Raw genomic sequence first — 16,029 nt, 5'->3', positions numbered from 1 at the left:
CTTCAGGGGAAAGTGGACGTGAGAAGCAGGATCAAGGCGGGGTTGAGGCTGGCAGGCTGCATGGCAGTGCTGGCCGTGGCGCAGGGATCATGGGCCGCCCCGGCCATGGCGCAGGCCGCTGCCAGCTATGAATTCGACCTTCCGGCGCAGGGCCTGGGTCAGGCCCTGCGCGCTTATGGGCGGATCACCCGCCAGCAACTGGTGTTCGATGCCGGGCAGGTGGGGCGCATCGAAACCCATGGGCTGAAAGGCCGCTTCTCCGCCGAGGCCGCGTTGGCGCAACTGCTGGCGGGCAGCCATCTCACCGCCCGGCACGGCGCCAATGGCATCATCATCATCGGCCTCCAACAGGCAGAGACTGTTCCCCCACTGACCCCCGCCGTGGCGCAGGGCGACGACATTGTGGTGACCGGCACGCGCATCAAGGGCGCGTCGGGCGGGCCGAGCCCGGTGCGCCGCGTCTCCAGTCAGGAGCTGGCCGATCTTTCGCCCCAGAGCCTGCCCGCGGGCCTCGCCAAGATCCCGGTGTTCTCGCCGATCAAGAGCAGCGACAGCGCCTCGGATGGCGGTTATCAGCCCACCGGCAACTATCTCGACCTGTGGGGCCTTGGCCCGATCCGCACGCTGGTGCTGGAGGATGGCCACCGCGTGCCGCCCACTTATTTCGACGGCACGACCGATATCAACACATTGCCGCAACTGCTGGTGAAACGTGTAGAAGTGGTGACCGGCGGCGCTTCGGCGGTCTATGGTTCGGATGCCGTTTCGGGCGTGGTGAACTTCATCCTCGACAAGGAGTTCAACGGCATCAAGGGGCAGGTGCAGGACGGCATCTCGACCTATGGCGACGGGCGCTCGATCCGGGGCAGCATCGCTCACGGGTTCAAGATCGGCGATCGCGCCCATTTCGAATGGAGCGCGGAATATTTCCACCGTGACGGCATCTCGGCCATGCCGCGACCTTTCGGCAATTCTTCGGTCTCGATCGTGGGCAGCGGCACGGCAGCAAGTCCTCTGGCGCAGGTGGCCAACACGCGGCTCAACACCTCGGCCTTCGGCGGGCTGGTGACCAATGGGCCTTTCGCGGGCCAGCAATTCCTCTCCGATGGCACGCTGGCCGCCTTCAACAAGGGCACGCCCACCAACACTGCGGGCGTTTCGGTGGGGGGTGATGGCTCCTATCGCCGCGATACCAATCTGCTGCCCTCGCTGACCACGGCGCAATTCTTCGGGCGCTTTGATTACGATGTGAGCGACCATACAAAATTCTATGTGCAGGCCAGCTATGCCAACACCGCGACCTTCTCGCATGAGCAGAATCTGATCAGCACGGCCAGCTCCACGCCGCTCACCATCTACAGCGGCAATGCCTATCTGCTGCCGCAGTATCAGGCGGCGCTGACGGCCACCAACACCTCCAGCTTCAACCTTGCCCGCTACAATGAGGATTTCGGCAACATCCTTGGCCTGCATGACCGCACCACCGCCTTTTCGGTGCGCGCGGGACTGACCGGCGCAGTGTTCAAAAATTTTGACTGGGAACTCTACTATACCTATGGGGTTGGGCGCACCTCGCAGCTCACCACGGGCAATGTGAACACCGAGAGGCTCTATGCCGCGCTGGATGCGGTGAGGGATGGCTCAGGCAACATCGTGTGCCGCGCCAGCATCGTGTCGCCCGGCGCCTTTCCGGGTTGCGCGCCGCTCAATGTGCTGGGCAATGGCAACGCCTCTGCGGCGGCGATCAACTACATCACCGGTGACACCTATTGGGCCGCCACCAATTACATGCACGATCTGGGCGGCAGTCTCAGCGGCACGCTGGCGCAGGGTTGGGCCGGGCCCATCAAGCTGGCGGCGGGCGGCGAATACCGCCACCAGATCCTGCGCGAGGTCTCGACCGTCACCGACAATACCTTCGATCCCACCGGCCTGCGCGTGGGGGCCAATGGCAGCACCGTGGCGGTGGGCACGCAATTGTGGACCAAGAATGTCTCGGCCCCGGCCTATGGCACGCAATCGGTCTATGAGGGCAATCTGGAACTGAGCGTGCCGCTGCTGCGCGATCTGCCGCTGGTGCGCCAACTGACGGCCAGCGCGGCGGGGCGCTATACCCATTACAGCACCAGCGGCTCGGCGGAGACCTGGCGTCTGGGGCTGGAATGGCAGCCCGCGCCGGGGCTGAACATCCATGCCACGCGCTCGCGCGACATTCGCGCGCCCACGCTTTATGAGCTCTATCAGGGGCAGACGGCGACGATCTCGGGCTATACCGATTACCTCACCGGCGCGAATGGCCAGATCCTGAATGTGAGCCAGGGCAATGCCGATCTCAAGCCCGAGGTGGCGCGCAATCTGACCATCGGGGGCAGCTACAGTCCGCCGGCGATCCGGGGGCTGTCGCTGTCCCTCGACTATTACGACATCAAGATCAGCAATGCGATCAGCTCGCTCTCGGGCCTGACGACATCGGTGGAGAAGATCTGCATCGCCTCGGGCGGGGCATCGCCCCTGTGTTCGCTGGTGGCGCGCCCGCTTGGGCCCATCGACAGCAGCGCCGCCAATGCGCCGACCGCCAATTACAAGGAAAACGAGAACATTGCTCAGGTCTTCTCGCGCGGCTTTGTGGTGGGCTTCGATTATGGCTTCGATCTGGAGCGTCTGTCCTCCGGCCTGGGCGGGCATAGCGGTTTGAACGTGCAATGGACGCATGAGCCGATCCTGAAAACCCAGAGCCTGCCGGGCGCGGTCATCACCAACACGGCGGGCACGGCGCTGGCGCCGGTGGACCGCATCACCGCGGTGCTGCGTTATGGCATCCAGCGTACCAATGCCGCGCTGACGCTGCGCTATTTCTCGCCGTTCCATTATAGCGCCGATCCCACGCTGATCGTGGCGGATGCGCCGTCCAAAGCCTATGTGCAGACCGACCTGAACCTGTCGCAGGGGCTCTCCATCGGGACTTATCCGGTGACAGCCTTCTTCAACATCAACAACCTCTTCAATGTGACGGGCGGCTATTACGAGGCCAGCTCCTCCAACCCCGGCCTGATCTATCCGGCGGCGCCCTTTGCCGACCAGATCGGGCGCTATTTCTCCATCGGCCTGCGTTTCGGCCATTTCTGAAGGAGGCATGCCTGATGCGAAACATGATCAAACACGGTCTTTCCGCCATCGCGCTGATGGGCGCGGTGCTGCCCGCAGCCGGATATGCGGCGGCGCCTCCGCCCGCTCTGGAGGCGGCCCAACCTGCGCCGCCCAACATCATCATGATCCTCTCGGACGACAACAGCGCTCCGCATGACGGCTGTCACACCGATGCGGATATGAAGCGGAACAACATCACCCCCAATTTTGAGGCTTTTGCCGCGCAGGGCATGTGTTTCGACCGGGCCTATGACACCAGCCCGCAATGCGCGCCCTCTCGAGGGGCGATCTTTGCCGGGCGCAACCCGGTGGCCATCGGCATCACCCGCTTTGGCGAGCCGGCGGGTCTCGATGTGCGTTATTTCTCCGATATTCTGCGCAATGGCGGCTATTGGACGGGGCTGGAGGGGCGCATCCATCATCTGGGCGGGCGTGAGGGCGATCCGCCGCATGTGAAACAGGCCCTGCTCGACAGCGGGCTGACCCGTCTGACCGACCGCTTCGATTATGTGCATGTCTTCGGCACCAAGGGCAATCCGCCCGAGCAGATCGTCGAGCGGCTGGGCAAGACCTTCGATCATATTCCGCAGGGCAAGCCGTTCTTCCTCTATTTCGGCTTCAACCAGACGCACCGGCCCTTCATCACCGATCACCACGACATCGATTCCAGCAAACTCGCGATCCCGAAAGACTGGCCCGATCTGCCCGCCGTGCGCGAGGATTATGCGGGCATGCTCTCCGATTTGCGCAATATGGATCGCCAGTTCGGGGCGATCATGGCGATGCTGAAAGCGCGGGGTTTGGACAAGAACACTCTTGTCGTTTTTATGGGCGACAATGGCGAGTCCATGTATCGCGGCAAGGGCACGCTTTACGAGCGCGGCAATCATGTGCCCCTGATCATCCGCTGGCCCGATGTGGTGAAGCCGGGCTCGCGCAGCGACGCGTTGGTCAGCAACATCGATCTGGCCGAGACCTTTGTGGAGGCCGCCCGTCTGAAGCCCGACGTCCATATGGAGGGCACCAGTCTGGTGCCGATCCTGCGCGGCGCCAATTTGCCGGGTCATGACTATGTCTTTACCGAGAGAGGCGTGCATCCCGGCTCGCTCACCGTTTCCGAAGGCGTGGATTACCAGCGCGCGATCACCGGCCGGCGTTACAAGCTGATCTACAATGCCCAGCCGGGTCAGCCCTATTCGCCGGTCGATCAGGGCGGGCGCTTCCTCGATCCCGCGCAGGACACTAGCGAAATCGGCAAGCATGAGGTGCTGCCCGCGATTTCTCGCAACGATGAGGAGCGCGCTTTGGGCCCGTGGAAGGACATCGTGCAGGCGCATCGGGCCGGAAAGCTGCCCGCGCTGTATGAGCGTATCTATTTCCAGCGCCCAAGGCCGATCTTCGAACTCTACGACCTCCAGAACGATCCTTATGAGCTGACCAATCTGGCCGGAAAGCCCGATTACAAAGCCATCGAGATCGAACTGCGGGAAAGGCTGGATACGTGGATGGTGCTGAGCCATGACTATCTGCCGATGGCCACCGATGCCTTCCGCGAAACGCCCGATCCGGCGCGCTGATCCGAAAGGGGCGTGGGCTTGTCCCGGCCCCAATCTGAGGGTGTGGCGATCATCAGGCTTCCGGATGCGCTGCACAGGGGCGAACGTTCCGGAGGCCGGGTGGGACATGCTCCACCATCATCAGCCCCGGAACGACAAGGCATGGTGGCCGGAAGGGCAGCTTGCCATGTTCCAATTCGGCTGAGCGGACCTAGGCAAAGTCCAGCTTTTGTGACGATTGTTTCCTGCCCAGAGCAAGGTTGCGAGCGGGCTCGACGCGGATGGGAAACCATCGCGCCGAGCCATCATTGAGATTTAAGGAATGACCTTCTCAGCGCGCAATTGGTGAAAGAAGGTCCGGAACATCTCCTCGCTGTCGATGCAGCCGTTGAAGTCGGCTTTGCGCACCTTTATGGTGCTGGAGACATTGTCGAAGCCGCTGCGGAAAATGAAGTCGGCAAAGTTCCAGGCGACGAGCTTCTCATAGGGGGTGTTCTGCAAGCAATATTTGGCCATGATGGATGCCCAGAGGTCGGCCTTGTCGGTCATATAAGAGGCCGGCGGCGTGGGAACCGGCTCGGCGATCTCCATATCGAACATTCTCGTGATGTGCGGCCAGATGTAATGCCAGCGGAACTGGTCGCCATTGGTCAGATTGAAAATATCATCCTGTGCGCTTTCACTCCTGCCCGCCCATACGGTGGCGTCAGCCATTAGATCGGCCGCGCTGACCTGATAGAGCGCGCGATAAGCCTCGGGCGTGCCCGGAAAGCGGAGCGGGACGCCAAGCTCCATGGAGATCGTGGCATAAACGGCGATGGCCACGCCAAGGTTCATCGGATTGCCCGATCCTAACCCGCTTCTGTTGCTGGGCCTGTACCATGTCGGTATCGTCGGATCGAAAGCTTGAATGGCCGCTCTGTCAGCCAGGCTTGTCGGCAGCAATCCAGTGCTTCGGCTGTGGTCATGGATGAGAGCTCACCATTGACAGCACACGGCTGACCGCCTCGATTGTTGCGCTGACGTCGTCATGGCTCGTGCGCCAGTTGACGACGCTGATCCGCATCGCTCGGCGGCCCTGCCACAACGTGCCGCTAAAAAAGGCGGTCCCTTCGGCATTGATCGCCGCGATCACGGCATCGGTGTGGCGGTCATGATCCGCATCCGACCGACCATGAGGATCGGGAAAGCGGATCAGCGCCTGATTCATCGTCGGCGCGGCGACCAGTTCTGCCCCTTCGAGAGCGCCGATCCCCCGCGCCAGCGCCAGAGCATGCTCACAGCAGCCGTCGATCATGGCGGCCAGGCCATCCCGCCCCAGTTCGCGCAGGGCTGCATAGACGGCGTAGCCCCTTGCGCGGCGGGTCCAGTCGGGCGTCCAGTCGATGGCATCGCGGGCGTCTCCGCCTGCCACCAGATAGTCCGCGCTCAGCGTCATGGCAGCGCGATGGGCGGCGTGGTCGCGCACGATGGCGATGCCATTGTCCTGCGGCGTGTTGAGCCATTTATGCGCATCGGTGGCCCAACTGTCAGCGCGTTCCACCCCCTCGACCAAATGCCGGTGCCGGTGGCTGGCTCGTGCCCACAGACCGAATGCGCCATCGACATGCACCCAGGCGTCCGCCGCATGCGCCACGGGGATCAGATCGCTGAAGGGATCGCAAGCACCGATGTTGAGATCGGCCGCATCGAGCACGAGGATCGTCGGCCCGCTGCCGCCCGCCAGCGCCTCGCGCAGGGCCTCGACGCCCAGGCGCCCGTCCTCGCCCGTCGCCAGCGGGATCAGTGACCTTGTGCCCAATCCCAGAAAACGCAGCGCGCGCAGGATCGAGCCATGGTGCTGCTGTGTGGCCAGAATGCGGATCGGTGGCGCTCCGGCCAAGCCGTCACGTTCGACATCCCAGCCGACGCGGGCCAGAACCGCATGGCGCGCTGCGGCAAGGCAGGTCATATGGGCCAATTGGCATCCGGTGGTGAAGGCGAATGATGCCTCACGCGGGAGGTCGAGTACCTCCTTGACCCAGCCCCCGGCGATCTCCTCGGTGACGGCGGCGGCCGGACCGCAGGCATACATCGCCGCATTGACGTCCCAGGTGGAGGCCAGCCAATCCGCCGCCAAGGCCGAGGGCAGCGCTCCGCCGATCACCCAGGCAAAGAACCGCCCGCCCGCCGAACCGAGATGGCCGCCCTCTGTCGCGGCCACCAGGTCGTCGATCACGGTTTGCGCCGGCGTGGCTGTCGCCTCAAGCGGGATGTTCAGGCGGGCACGCAGTTCGGCAAGGCTGGCTGTCGCCGCCACCGAACGGCTGTCGAGCTCTTCGAGATAGGCAACCGCGTGTTCGTAGGCGCGGTTCAGGACGGCTGCTTCGGCACGCATATCATTCCCTTTGGTATGAGGGACGATCATGGCACGAAAGCCGGTGAATGACGTTCCGTTTCTTGCTGCCAAATTCGTTCTGCCGAGACATTCGTGCAATGGTGGCGCGCCGGCGACGGTCATTCAAAGCCGTGAGCAGCGAGGTGAAGGATCGTCGGCTTATGACGGCCCTGTCTTAGGCAGAGATGGAGGTCAGGCTGAGGGTTTCAGGATGGTCTGCGCAAGAATGCGGTCATCCCCCTCATCGAATGCGGATGTACCGTGGCCGAGACTGCAAGCGTGAACGGTCAGAGCTATCAGCTTGGGGAATACCATGCCCGACAGGCCGATCAAAAAAGACTGTCCAGCGGCGGGATCTTGAAGTCCGAGAATGTGAACGAAAGGGGGATTTTCCGGCCAATGGAAAACACTTGGGAAAAGCGGCGGAAAAGCTAACTTCTCGTTAATTCCTGGAACTTACGGATGGGCAACGTGCTTCGCTCGTGCCCGTCTGGGAGCGTCGGTGCGCGGGTGTGGGGATGCGCCCGTCAATGTGTCGGCGTCGTCGATTGTGGCGGGCGCATTTCCCACCAAAATTCAGGCCCGGCGCTTGAACAGGGGCCAGAACGAAGCCGCGGCAGCGCCGAGAATCGCCATCGCCATATCCTTCTGACTGTCCCACGGATCGCCTTGCTGGCCGTTGTAGTCGTCGGCCAGACTGGCGGGCGCCAGCAGCGTGAGCTGCCATTCGAAGATTTCATAGGCTGCGCTGAAGGCGCCCACGAAGAGGAACGCCATCATCACGGCTGCCCGCCGGGGCAGGGCGGCATGGCGTTCGACCGCTTCGGCAAAGGGGGCGACCCACAGCAGGCCGAAGCTGAGATGCACCAGCCGGTCGAAATCATTGCGGGCAAGGCCGAAGGTGGTCGAAATGTCATGGCCGGTCAGGGCGCGAGACCAGGCATCGTAAGGCACATTCGAGTAGGTGTAGCGCCCCGCCAGCGTGTGCAGCAGGAAAAAGGCGGTCAGCGATGCGACGGCGCCATCCGACAGGGGAAACCGACGCAGCAGCAGCGGCGCGGCGACCAGCAGCAGCACCGTGGGGATATGCTGCAGCGGCGCGAGATCCGGATAGGGCTGGCGAATGTTGGCCAAGACCAACGCGAGGATCAGCAGGAGAAGCAGCATGAGCTGACGGGGAGGAAGGGCCTGCCATGCGCGAAAATAGGATGCCATGCCAAGGATATGGCATGGTCGAAACGGGTTTGGCAATTTGCATCCTTGCCGCAGGGGCCTTCGCCCGGATTGTTCGGGACGCTCCGGGCGAAAGCCAGACCTGCGGGCTTGAGGGAGGCTTGTTCAGTCCTGAAACAGGAAGTCCTTTGCCGTCAGGGGCTGGCCATCGATGGGAACGTGATCGGTCAGCGCAATCGCCCGAATGTCTGCGGCCAGTTGGTCGACGCGCGCGGGCTGGGCATCCCAGGCGAACATGAAACGCGCCCCGCCACCGATGAAGGTGTAAAACCGCCAGCCCAGCGCCGACAGCGCCTCCAGCACCTCTGTCGGTGCCTCGAGGAAGACCGCATTGGCCTCGACCGGAAAGATCGGGCGGACCTGCGGCAGGTCACCCAACTGCCCGAGGAGGCGCTGCGCGCAGGCATTGCCATGCTGTGCGTTGCGCAGCCACGCGCCGCTCTCCAGCAGCCCGACCCATGGGGCGGAGAGAAAGCGCATCTTGGAGGCCAACTGCCCGGCCTGTTTGCAGCGATAGCCAAAATCCTGCGCCAGATGGCGATCGAAATAGATGATGGCCTCCCCCACCGCCATGCCGTTCTTCGTGCCGCCAAAGCACAGCACATCGACGCCCGCCTTCCAGGTGATATCGGCCGGATCGCAGTCGAGCGCGGCGCAGGCATGGGCAAAACGCGCCCCGTCCATATGCAGCTTCAGCCCCAACTCGCGGCAGGTGGCGGCAATCGCCTCGATCTCGGCGATGGTGTAGACTTGGCCCGTCTCGGTCGGCTGGGTGATCGTCACCGCACGGGGCTTGGGGTAATGGATGTCCGAGCGGTTGGTCAGGGCGCGGATCGCCTCGGGCGTCAGCTTGCCGCTGTCCGACTGGGCGACCAGCAGCTTCGAGCCGTTCGAGAAGAACTCGGGCGCGCCGCATTCATCGGTCTCCACATGGGCCGAGGAGGAGCAGATCACGCTGTGATAGGACTGGCACAGCGAGGCCAGCGCCAGCGAATTGGCCGCCGTGCCGTTGAACACGAAGAACACCTCGCAATCGCTGGCGAACAGGGTGCGGAAGGCATCGGCGGCGCGGCCCGTCCATGCGTCGTCGCCATAGGCGACCGCGGAGCCGTCATTGGCCGCGGTCATGGCGGCCAGCGCTTCGGGGCAGATGCCCGCATAGTTGTCGCTGGCGAATTGCTGGGGTTCTGCGGTGGTCACTCGATGCTCCAATCTTGAACGGTCAAGCATCGGAGGCGATGTGAAATATGGCGCTGGGGTCCCGTTTTTTGCCGGTCCGGCCACATCCCTCTTCTCAGAGGCACCACCTTGCTCGGGAGCAGGTTGGTGTCGGACGCTCGCTTCCGACTCTTGATGTTGGAGCGGCCACTAGCTGGCCTTCCACAGGGGATCAAGGGTTTTTAGCAGGCGCCCGATAGCATTGGGGCGGGGAGGGTTTCCGTCAGTCGGGCAATTTGTCGGCAGCGATCATCGACTGCATGATCTGATCGGAGATCGCCTGCACCGCGCCGGGCGTATGCGAGACGAACAGCGTGTTGGCCTTGCCTGTCTCGCCGATGGCCTTGAGCGTGTCGAAATATTGCGTCACCAGCACCATCTGCATGGCATCGCGCGCGGTGGCCTCGCCCAGCGCTTTCTGGAACCCTTCGATCGAGGTGCTCAGCCCCTCGATGATGGCCCTGCGCTGGTTGGCGATGCCCTGGCCCTGCAGCGCCTTGCTTTCGGCCTCCGCCTCGGCCTTCTTGACGACGAGGATCTTCTCGGCCTCGCCGCGCGCATTGGCGGCGACCTGCTCGCGCTGGGCGGCGTTGATGTCGTTCATCGCCGATTTGACCTTCTGGTCGGGCACGATGTCGGTGACCAGCACATTGACGATCTCATAGCCGAAGGCGGCCATGTCGGTGTCCAGCTCCTTCTTGACCGCCAGAGCGATGCTCGACTGATTGGCGAAGACCTCATCGAGCGACATGCCCGGCACATGGCCCAGCACCACCTGCTCGACATAGGCCTGGATCTGCGCATTGGGGTCGGAGAGGCTGTAATAGGCTTCGAACACCTTCTCGGGCCGCACGCGCGCCTGCACGCAGACCGGGATGGTGATGAAGACATTGTCCCGCGTCTTGGTTTCCATGGTGAGGGCGATCTGCTGCACGCGCAGGCTGACGCGACCCTGCACCTTGTCGATGAAGGGCACTTTCCAGCCAAGGCCGGGCCCGGCGCTGCGCAGGAACTGGCCGAAGCGGGTGACGATGGCGACTTCGGCGGTCTGCACCGTGTAGAAACTGCCGAGCGCCGCGATCACCGCGATGAACAACAGCACCGTACCAAAGCTTGACAGGAAGGTGCCCATGTTTTCAGCCTCTCATCTTGCGGAAACTTGCCGGTTTCCACGATTTTCAGGATAGAGGCGATGAATACAATGATCCGGCAGCTTCCGCAATTGGCGCCGATCTTCAAGGCGTTGCTGCCGCCTTCGACCGGGGCCGTCGCGTAACATCCCGGCGTCCTCCTGCCGCAGGGTAAGGCGAGGCGTCCACTCCGGCGCGTGATCCCCCATCCTGCCCCGCCAGTCTGATCCGCCCGGTCATGAATATGCGCCGCGCGGTGATCAACGGCGCCTGCCGTCGAGGGTACATATGGGTCATCAAACAAGGAGTAGATAATCATGCATATGATCGACTGGAACACCTATCGTCAGCAAATCGTCGCCGGTGTCGGCGGGGTCGCCAAGCTCAGCCCGGACACGGTCAAGGGCTATGCGCAGCTCAGCCAGGCCGGCGCCAGGACCGGAACTCTCGATGCCAAGACCCGCGAACTGATCGCACTGGCCGTGGCGATCACGCTGCGTTGCGACGGCTGTATCGCGGTCCACACCGCCGAGGCGAACAAGCTGGGGGCCAGCAAGGAAGAACTCGCCGAGGCGCTGGGCGTGGCGATCAGCGTCAACGCCGGGGCGGCATTGGTCTATTCCGTGCGCACCATGGATGCCTTCGACGCAGCCGCTCAGGCCTGAGCCTCGATGAGCCAGGGTGGCTGACCGGCCACCCGGTTCTCCCGACAAAGGATCTTGCCATGACCCAATCCATACGCATGGCACATGTTTCCTTCACGGCCGCCGATCGCGCTTCACAGCCGTTCCAGCGCTCCCTGCTGGTGAGCGGCACGGTGGATGATGCCGTTGCTCACCTGCGCAATGCCATCGAGGCGGAGGGTGTCTGGGTGCTTCACGAAATCAATCCGCAGATGCTGCTCGCCCGTGGGGGCTATGCGATTGATGCGGCGCGTCAAATCCTCTTCTTTCATCCTGACCTGATGGCTCGGTTGCTGACGGCGGATTCAGCCGCGCTGATCGAGGCCCCGCTGAAATTCGCCCTGACCCAGGCCGGAGAGGGGCAGGTCATGATCCGCTGGTCCGACACCGCCGCCGCTTTCGCGCGCTATGGCAATGAGGATCTGGCGCAACTGGGGCGTGATCTGGCGGCCCTGACCGATCGTATCCTCGCGGATCTGCCGGTGGTGTGATCCACGGTGCCAAGGGGCGCGCCGCAAAAGCAGCGCTTGCGAATCGCGGGCTATCACATCATACTGAACCACATGGTTCAGTGTTCTGCCCCGCATCTCGATGCTTCCTTCGCGGCGCTTTCGGACGCTACGCGGCGCAGCATCCTTGAGCGGCTGGGGCAGGCCGATGCGTCGATCTCCGTGCTTGCGGAAAGCTTTCACATGACGCTGACGGGCATGAAAAAGCATGTCAGCGTTCTCGAACAGGCGGGGCTTGTCGCGACCGAGAAGGTCGGGCGGGTCCGTATGTGCAGGCTGGGCGGCCGAGGGCTGGAGGCGGAAGCGGCATGGATGCAGCGGCACAAGGCGCTGTGGGATGCGCGCTTTGCCGCGCTGGATCAGGTGATCGAGGACTTGCAACGAGAGGAGAGATAACATGGGCCTGAACGACAGCAATGCCGCCGGCATGACGGTGGAGCGTAGATCCGACCGCGAACTGGTGGTGACGCGCAGGGTGAATGGCCCGCCGGCTCTGGTGTTCCGGACATGGGCCGAGCCTGAGCTGTTTCGCCGGTGGTGGGCCCCGGCCTCTTTCGGTCTGACGATTATCTCCTATGAGGCCGATGTCCGCAGCGGGGGAACCTATCGGCTGGTCATGGGGCATGCATCCTCGGACCAGCCCATGGCTTTCTTCGGCAAATATATCGAGGTCGTGCCGGGCGCGCGGATCGTCTGGACCAACGACGAAGGTGATGAGGAAGGCCCGGTCACCACGGTGACCTTCGAAGAGAAGGACGGGCAGACGCTGGTCGTGGTGCACGACCTCTATCCCTCCAAGGAGGCGCTCGATGAGGCGATCGCCTCGGGCAGCACAAGCGGATGGGGCGAGCAGTTGGACCAGCTCGAAAAGCTGGTGCTGGAACCCGGCATCTCCGCGCCATCCTCGTGATGGCCGCTTTGCCCTTGGGGCCACACATGGGCCTGTGCTGACAGGCCGATCGGGTCCTCCTCATGCGGTGGCGCGGGAGGGGGACCGGACTATTCAGAGCATGCCGACATGAGGCCTGCCTATGGCTCCCCCAACCTTGCCGCAGCCATCAGCGGTGCCCCCCGTTTGATCGTTTTCATGCAGATTGTCGTGGAAAAGCGCTGCACGCCGGGCAGGCGGCTGAGATTGCCGCGCAGCAAACCGTCCAGCGCTTCGACGTCGCTGGTGACGACATGCAGCAGATAATCACCGTCGCCCGCCGTCGTGTAGCAGGTGAGGACGGCGGGATGGTCCATGATGGCGGCTTCGAAAGCGGGATGCTGGGCGAACTCGACCGAAACCTCGACAAAGGCGCTGAGCTTGAGGCCAATGGCATAGGGATCGATCGCAGCAGGATAGCCCGTAATAACGCCCTGCTGTTCAAGAGATTGCACCCGGTTCCAGCACGGCGTTTTCGACAGCCCGACCTTTTCGGCGACGGCCCCGAAACTCTGCCGGGAATCCTGTTCCAGCTCGGCCAGAATGGCGCGATCGAACCTGTCCATCTCAACACCCCTTGCTCGCTATTGGCCTGTCAGACCGCGTGGCTGCGTGGTCAATATTCCTGAAGAATGCAGTAATGGAGAACATTGTTCTCCGCAACCTGTGCGCCGACGCGGCTTAAAGGACAACATTCGCCACTGGAATGCCTAGAATGCCCGCAGAGGGAGCCAAGGCCATGACCGATCCACAAAACCGCGACACGTTTGCCGGGCCATCCGCGCGGAACCTGTTTCACCGGCCGGAAGGCGGGCCCTATCTTCTTGCCCACAGCGTTGGATGCCTCCCTCTTGCCGCCCGCGACAGCGCCGAACAGGCGTTCTTTGCGCCCTGGGAAAGCGCTGGAGGCGATGCATGGCCGCAATGGCTTGGCGCGATCGATGCTTTCCGATCCGCGCTGGTCGATCTGTTGGGCGGCGAGGCGAACCAATGGTGCCCTCAACCCGGCGTTTCCGCCGCTATCTCGCGGATCATCAGCGGTCTGCCCTGCCGCCCGGAGCGCAATGTCATCCTGATCTCACAGCAGGCGTTTCCCTCCGTGGTCTACGCGGTGGAGGGGCTTTCGCGCCTCGGCTTCCGCATGGAGCTGGTGACAGGCGACCCTTCTGACCTTGCCAGTTGGCGGCGCATCGGTGATCCCGACATCGCCGTCGTGGTGATGATGCATGTCCACTCGAACACCGGCATCCTCAGTCCGGTGGCGGAGCTGACGGCGATGGCGAAGGCCCATGGCGTCTTCTCGATTGTCGATATCGCCCAGTCGGCGGGTGTCCTGCCGATCAGCGTCGAGGCATGGGATGCCGATGCGGTCGTTGGCACCTCGGTGAAATGGCTGAGCGGCGGCCCCGGCGCCTGCTTCGCGTGGATCTCGCCTGAGGTGATCGAACGCATCATGCCGGTCGAGCGCGGATGGTTTTCGCACGCAAACCCCTTTGAGATGGATATCCGCCATTTCGCCTTCGCGCCCGATGCAAGGCGGCTCTGGGGTGGGACGCCCTCCGTGGCGCCCTTTGTGATCGCGACGGCGGGATTGCGGACGATCGCCGGGATCGGCGTCCCGGCCATTCGCGCCCATAATCTCGCTCTTTCCGGCAGGCTGTTGGCGGAGATGGACGGCAAACTCGCCGATCCCGGCGCCTTGGCCCAACGCGGCGGCACGCTGTGCCTTACCCTCGACGAGCATCATGAGGCTGCGTTGAAAGCGGGCGGTGTCCGTTTCGACCGGCGGGGCACGCGCCTGCGCCTGTCCTTCGGCATCTGGAATGACGAGGCGGATGTCGATCGGGTGGCCGATTGCCTGCTTTCGGCGACGCGCGGTTGAGGAGAGGGCGATGACACAGAACGCAGAAGCCTTTGATCGCTGGATCCGCACGGATTTCGTCGCGATGAACACCGAGCTGGAGGAATTCTATTTCGCCCGCGAGGACCGCTCCGCGGTCGAGGGGATCGGCGACGGCATCAAGCAGCATTTGTGCGAGGAGGGGCGTCTGCTGATCGCGCCGCTGCTGGCGGAGGGGCGGACCACCGATGGCTTTGGCTCGGCGTTCCATCTGCTCGGCAATGTCGGTCTCTATCTGGGGGCGCTGCGCCGCCATGAACTGACCAACCCCGATCGCGAAGAGCAGTCTCCCCACAAGGAGGCCTCCGCGCTCGCGCTCCATGTTGGCGCGGCGGCAGGCATGGCCCCGCGCTTTGCGACCGCCCATCTGGCCACGCATAATCTGGCCGTGAACGGGGTGCGCAAGAGCTTTACGGCGCTGCCTGACGAGTTCCTGTTTATCGACGAGAACACGCGCGGCATTCTGAGTTTCCAGGGCGCGGCGGACGCCTTGCGGCGACTGGTCGCCATCGGTGTGAGCAGTCCGGTCGCGGATGTGCTCTTCGAACAGGCCGGTGTCGCGCTGGAGGCGGTCATTCGCTTCAACCAGCGTCTGTTCGAGACACTGGATATCGATCGGTTCTTTTACAGCGTGCGCCCCTATTACAAGCCCTACAGGGTCGGCCGGAACGTCTATCGCGGCGCCAATGCCGGGGACTTCCCCGGCATCAACGAGATCGACCTGCTGCTTGGCCTCTGCCGGGCCAGCGATCCCTATTATTCGCAACTGCTGCTTGAGAAGATGCCCTTCATGATGCCGGGCGATCAGGCACAGTTGCGGGATTGCATGGCGACGCCCAGCATGCTCGACGCCTTCCTGCTCGCAGCCGTCAGCTATGCGGATCAGCCCTGGTTCCAGACCAACGCAAGGGCGTTCCTCAGGCTTTGCGATACGTTCGGGCGGACGGCGCGACAGCATCACGATATGCTGGTGGACCGCTTCATCACCCGCCCCGCCGCGCAGGTGAACACACGCGCCCTGGGCAGCCTTACCGCGAGCGGACCGCCGCTCGAGGTCCTGCTGCGCAGCCTGGAGCGGTTGCGGGACTATCGCTGCGCGGCACCGCGTGACGACATTCCCACCCGTCACCGGGATATCGAGCGCCTGCGCGCGCTTGTCGACATCAGGTGAGGCTGCGCACCGGCCGGGCCGGTGGGCGGTGTTGAAGACCTCGAAACGGATGCGTTCGGCCACCCTATGGCGCGGGGGCCCTTTTCGCTGATCGTCCGGATCGTCCGGCGGGGTGGCAGGCCTCTGCGATGCCAGTCACCGTCATGACGGCATGGGCCGGGGATCAGACCCGGCTCG

At 63.5% G+C, this 16,029-nt stretch carries 14 protein-coding genes and 1 riboswitch; of the genes, 8 read left to right on the top strand and 6 right to left on the bottom strand.

Annotation, left to right across the window (positions count from 1 at the left end; all coding sequences use genetic code 11):
* Positions 1-18 precede the first annotated feature (18 nt).
* Both ABDW49_RS24595 and ABDW49_RS24590 read left to right on the top strand, forming a co-directional pair.
* On the top strand, positions 19-3,126 hold the full coding sequence (locus ABDW49_RS24595; protein ID WP_343616100.1) for a TonB-dependent receptor: 3,108 nt from the start codon (positions 19-21) through the stop codon (positions 3,124-3,126).
* A gap of 14 nt (positions 3,127-3,140) precedes the next feature.
* Complete coding sequence (locus tag ABDW49_RS24590) at positions 3,141-4,724, top strand: sulfatase (RefSeq protein ID WP_343616098.1); 1,584 nt, start codon at positions 3,141-3,143, stop codon at positions 4,722-4,724.
* A gap of 294 nt (positions 4,725-5,018) precedes the next feature.
* On the opposite strand, the gene ABDW49_RS24585 is transcribed toward ABDW49_RS24590, so the two are convergent.
* The 5 genes from ABDW49_RS24585 to ABDW49_RS24565 all read right to left on the bottom strand — a co-directional run bounded on the left by ABDW49_RS24585 (position 5,019) and on the right by ABDW49_RS24565 (position 10,663).
* Positions 5,019-5,540: a hypothetical protein gene (locus tag ABDW49_RS24585; protein ID WP_343616096.1), complete on the bottom strand. Its 522-nt coding sequence runs from the start codon at positions 5,538-5,540 to the stop codon at positions 5,019-5,021.
* A gap of 127 nt (positions 5,541-5,667) precedes the next feature.
* Positions 5,668-7,080, bottom strand: coding sequence for a pyridoxal-dependent decarboxylase (locus ABDW49_RS24580; RefSeq protein WP_343616094.1), 1,413 nt, complete (start codon positions 7,078-7,080; stop codon positions 5,668-5,670).
* 576 nt (positions 7,081-7,656) lie between these two features.
* Positions 7,657-8,247, bottom strand: coding sequence for a DUF2238 domain-containing protein (locus ABDW49_RS24575; protein WP_343616092.1), 591 nt, complete (start codon positions 8,245-8,247; stop codon positions 7,657-7,659).
* Between the two features lie 171 nt (positions 8,248-8,418).
* Positions 8,419-9,513, bottom strand: coding sequence for a low specificity L-threonine aldolase (locus ABDW49_RS24570; protein ID WP_343616090.1), 1,095 nt, complete (start codon positions 9,511-9,513; stop codon positions 8,419-8,421).
* 54 nt (positions 9,514-9,567) lie between these two features.
* A riboswitch (SAM-I-IV-variant riboswitch) is annotated at positions 9,568-9,675 on the bottom strand.
* Positions 9,676-9,754: 79 nt separating this feature from the next.
* Complete coding sequence (locus ABDW49_RS24565; protein ID WP_343616088.1) at positions 9,755-10,663, bottom strand: SPFH domain-containing protein; 909 nt, start codon at positions 10,661-10,663, stop codon at positions 9,755-9,757.
* Between the two features lie 321 nt (positions 10,664-10,984).
* Between ABDW49_RS24565 and ABDW49_RS24560 the strand changes: the two genes are divergently transcribed.
* The 4 genes from ABDW49_RS24560 to ABDW49_RS24545 are packed head-to-tail and all read left to right on the top strand — an operon-like array spanning position 10,985 to position 12,763.
* Complete coding sequence (locus ABDW49_RS24560) at positions 10,985-11,326, top strand: carboxymuconolactone decarboxylase family protein (protein WP_343617388.1); 342 nt, start codon at positions 10,985-10,987, stop codon at positions 11,324-11,326.
* 59 nt (positions 11,327-11,385) lie between these two features.
* Positions 11,386-11,835, top strand: a complete 450-nt coding sequence (locus ABDW49_RS24555) for a DUF302 domain-containing protein (RefSeq protein WP_343616086.1) — start codon at positions 11,386-11,388, stop codon at positions 11,833-11,835.
* A gap of 36 nt (positions 11,836-11,871) precedes the next feature.
* Positions 11,872-12,249 (top strand): metalloregulator ArsR/SmtB family transcription factor, encoded by a 378-nt coding sequence (locus ABDW49_RS24550; RefSeq protein ID WP_343616084.1) that lies wholly within the window; start codon positions 11,872-11,874, stop codon positions 12,247-12,249.
* 1 nt (position 12,250) lies between these two features.
* Positions 12,251-12,763, top strand: coding sequence for an SRPBCC domain-containing protein (locus ABDW49_RS24545; RefSeq protein ID WP_343616082.1), 513 nt, complete (start codon positions 12,251-12,253; stop codon positions 12,761-12,763).
* A 119-nt stretch (positions 12,764-12,882) separates the two neighbouring features.
* On the opposite strand, the gene ABDW49_RS24540 is transcribed toward ABDW49_RS24545, so the two are convergent.
* Positions 12,883-13,347 carry an Lrp/AsnC family transcriptional regulator gene (locus ABDW49_RS24540; RefSeq protein ID WP_343616080.1) on the bottom strand — a complete coding sequence of 155 codons (465 nt, stop codon included), beginning with the start codon at positions 13,345-13,347 and terminating at the stop codon, positions 12,883-12,885.
* A 173-nt stretch (positions 13,348-13,520) separates the two neighbouring features.
* Here ABDW49_RS24540 and ABDW49_RS24535 point away from each other — a divergent pair, with 173 nt between their 5' ends.
* Complete coding sequence (locus tag ABDW49_RS24535; RefSeq protein ID WP_343616078.1) at positions 13,521-14,663, top strand: aminotransferase class V-fold PLP-dependent enzyme; 1,143 nt, start codon at positions 13,521-13,523, stop codon at positions 14,661-14,663.
* A gap of 10 nt (positions 14,664-14,673) precedes the next feature.
* On the top strand, positions 14,674-15,852 hold the full coding sequence (locus ABDW49_RS24530) for a monodechloroaminopyrrolnitrin synthase PrnB family protein (protein WP_343616076.1): 1,179 nt from the start codon (positions 14,674-14,676) through the stop codon (positions 15,850-15,852).
* The last annotated feature ends 177 nt before the right edge of the window (positions 15,853-16,029 follow it).

This window comes from Novosphingobium sp. (genome assembly GCF_039595395.1).
Taxonomy (GTDB): domain Bacteria; phylum Pseudomonadota; class Alphaproteobacteria; order Sphingomonadales; family Sphingomonadaceae; genus Novosphingobium.
Note: the sequence above shows the minus strand (reverse complement) of the source record. Positions and strands in the feature narration are given on the sequence as shown.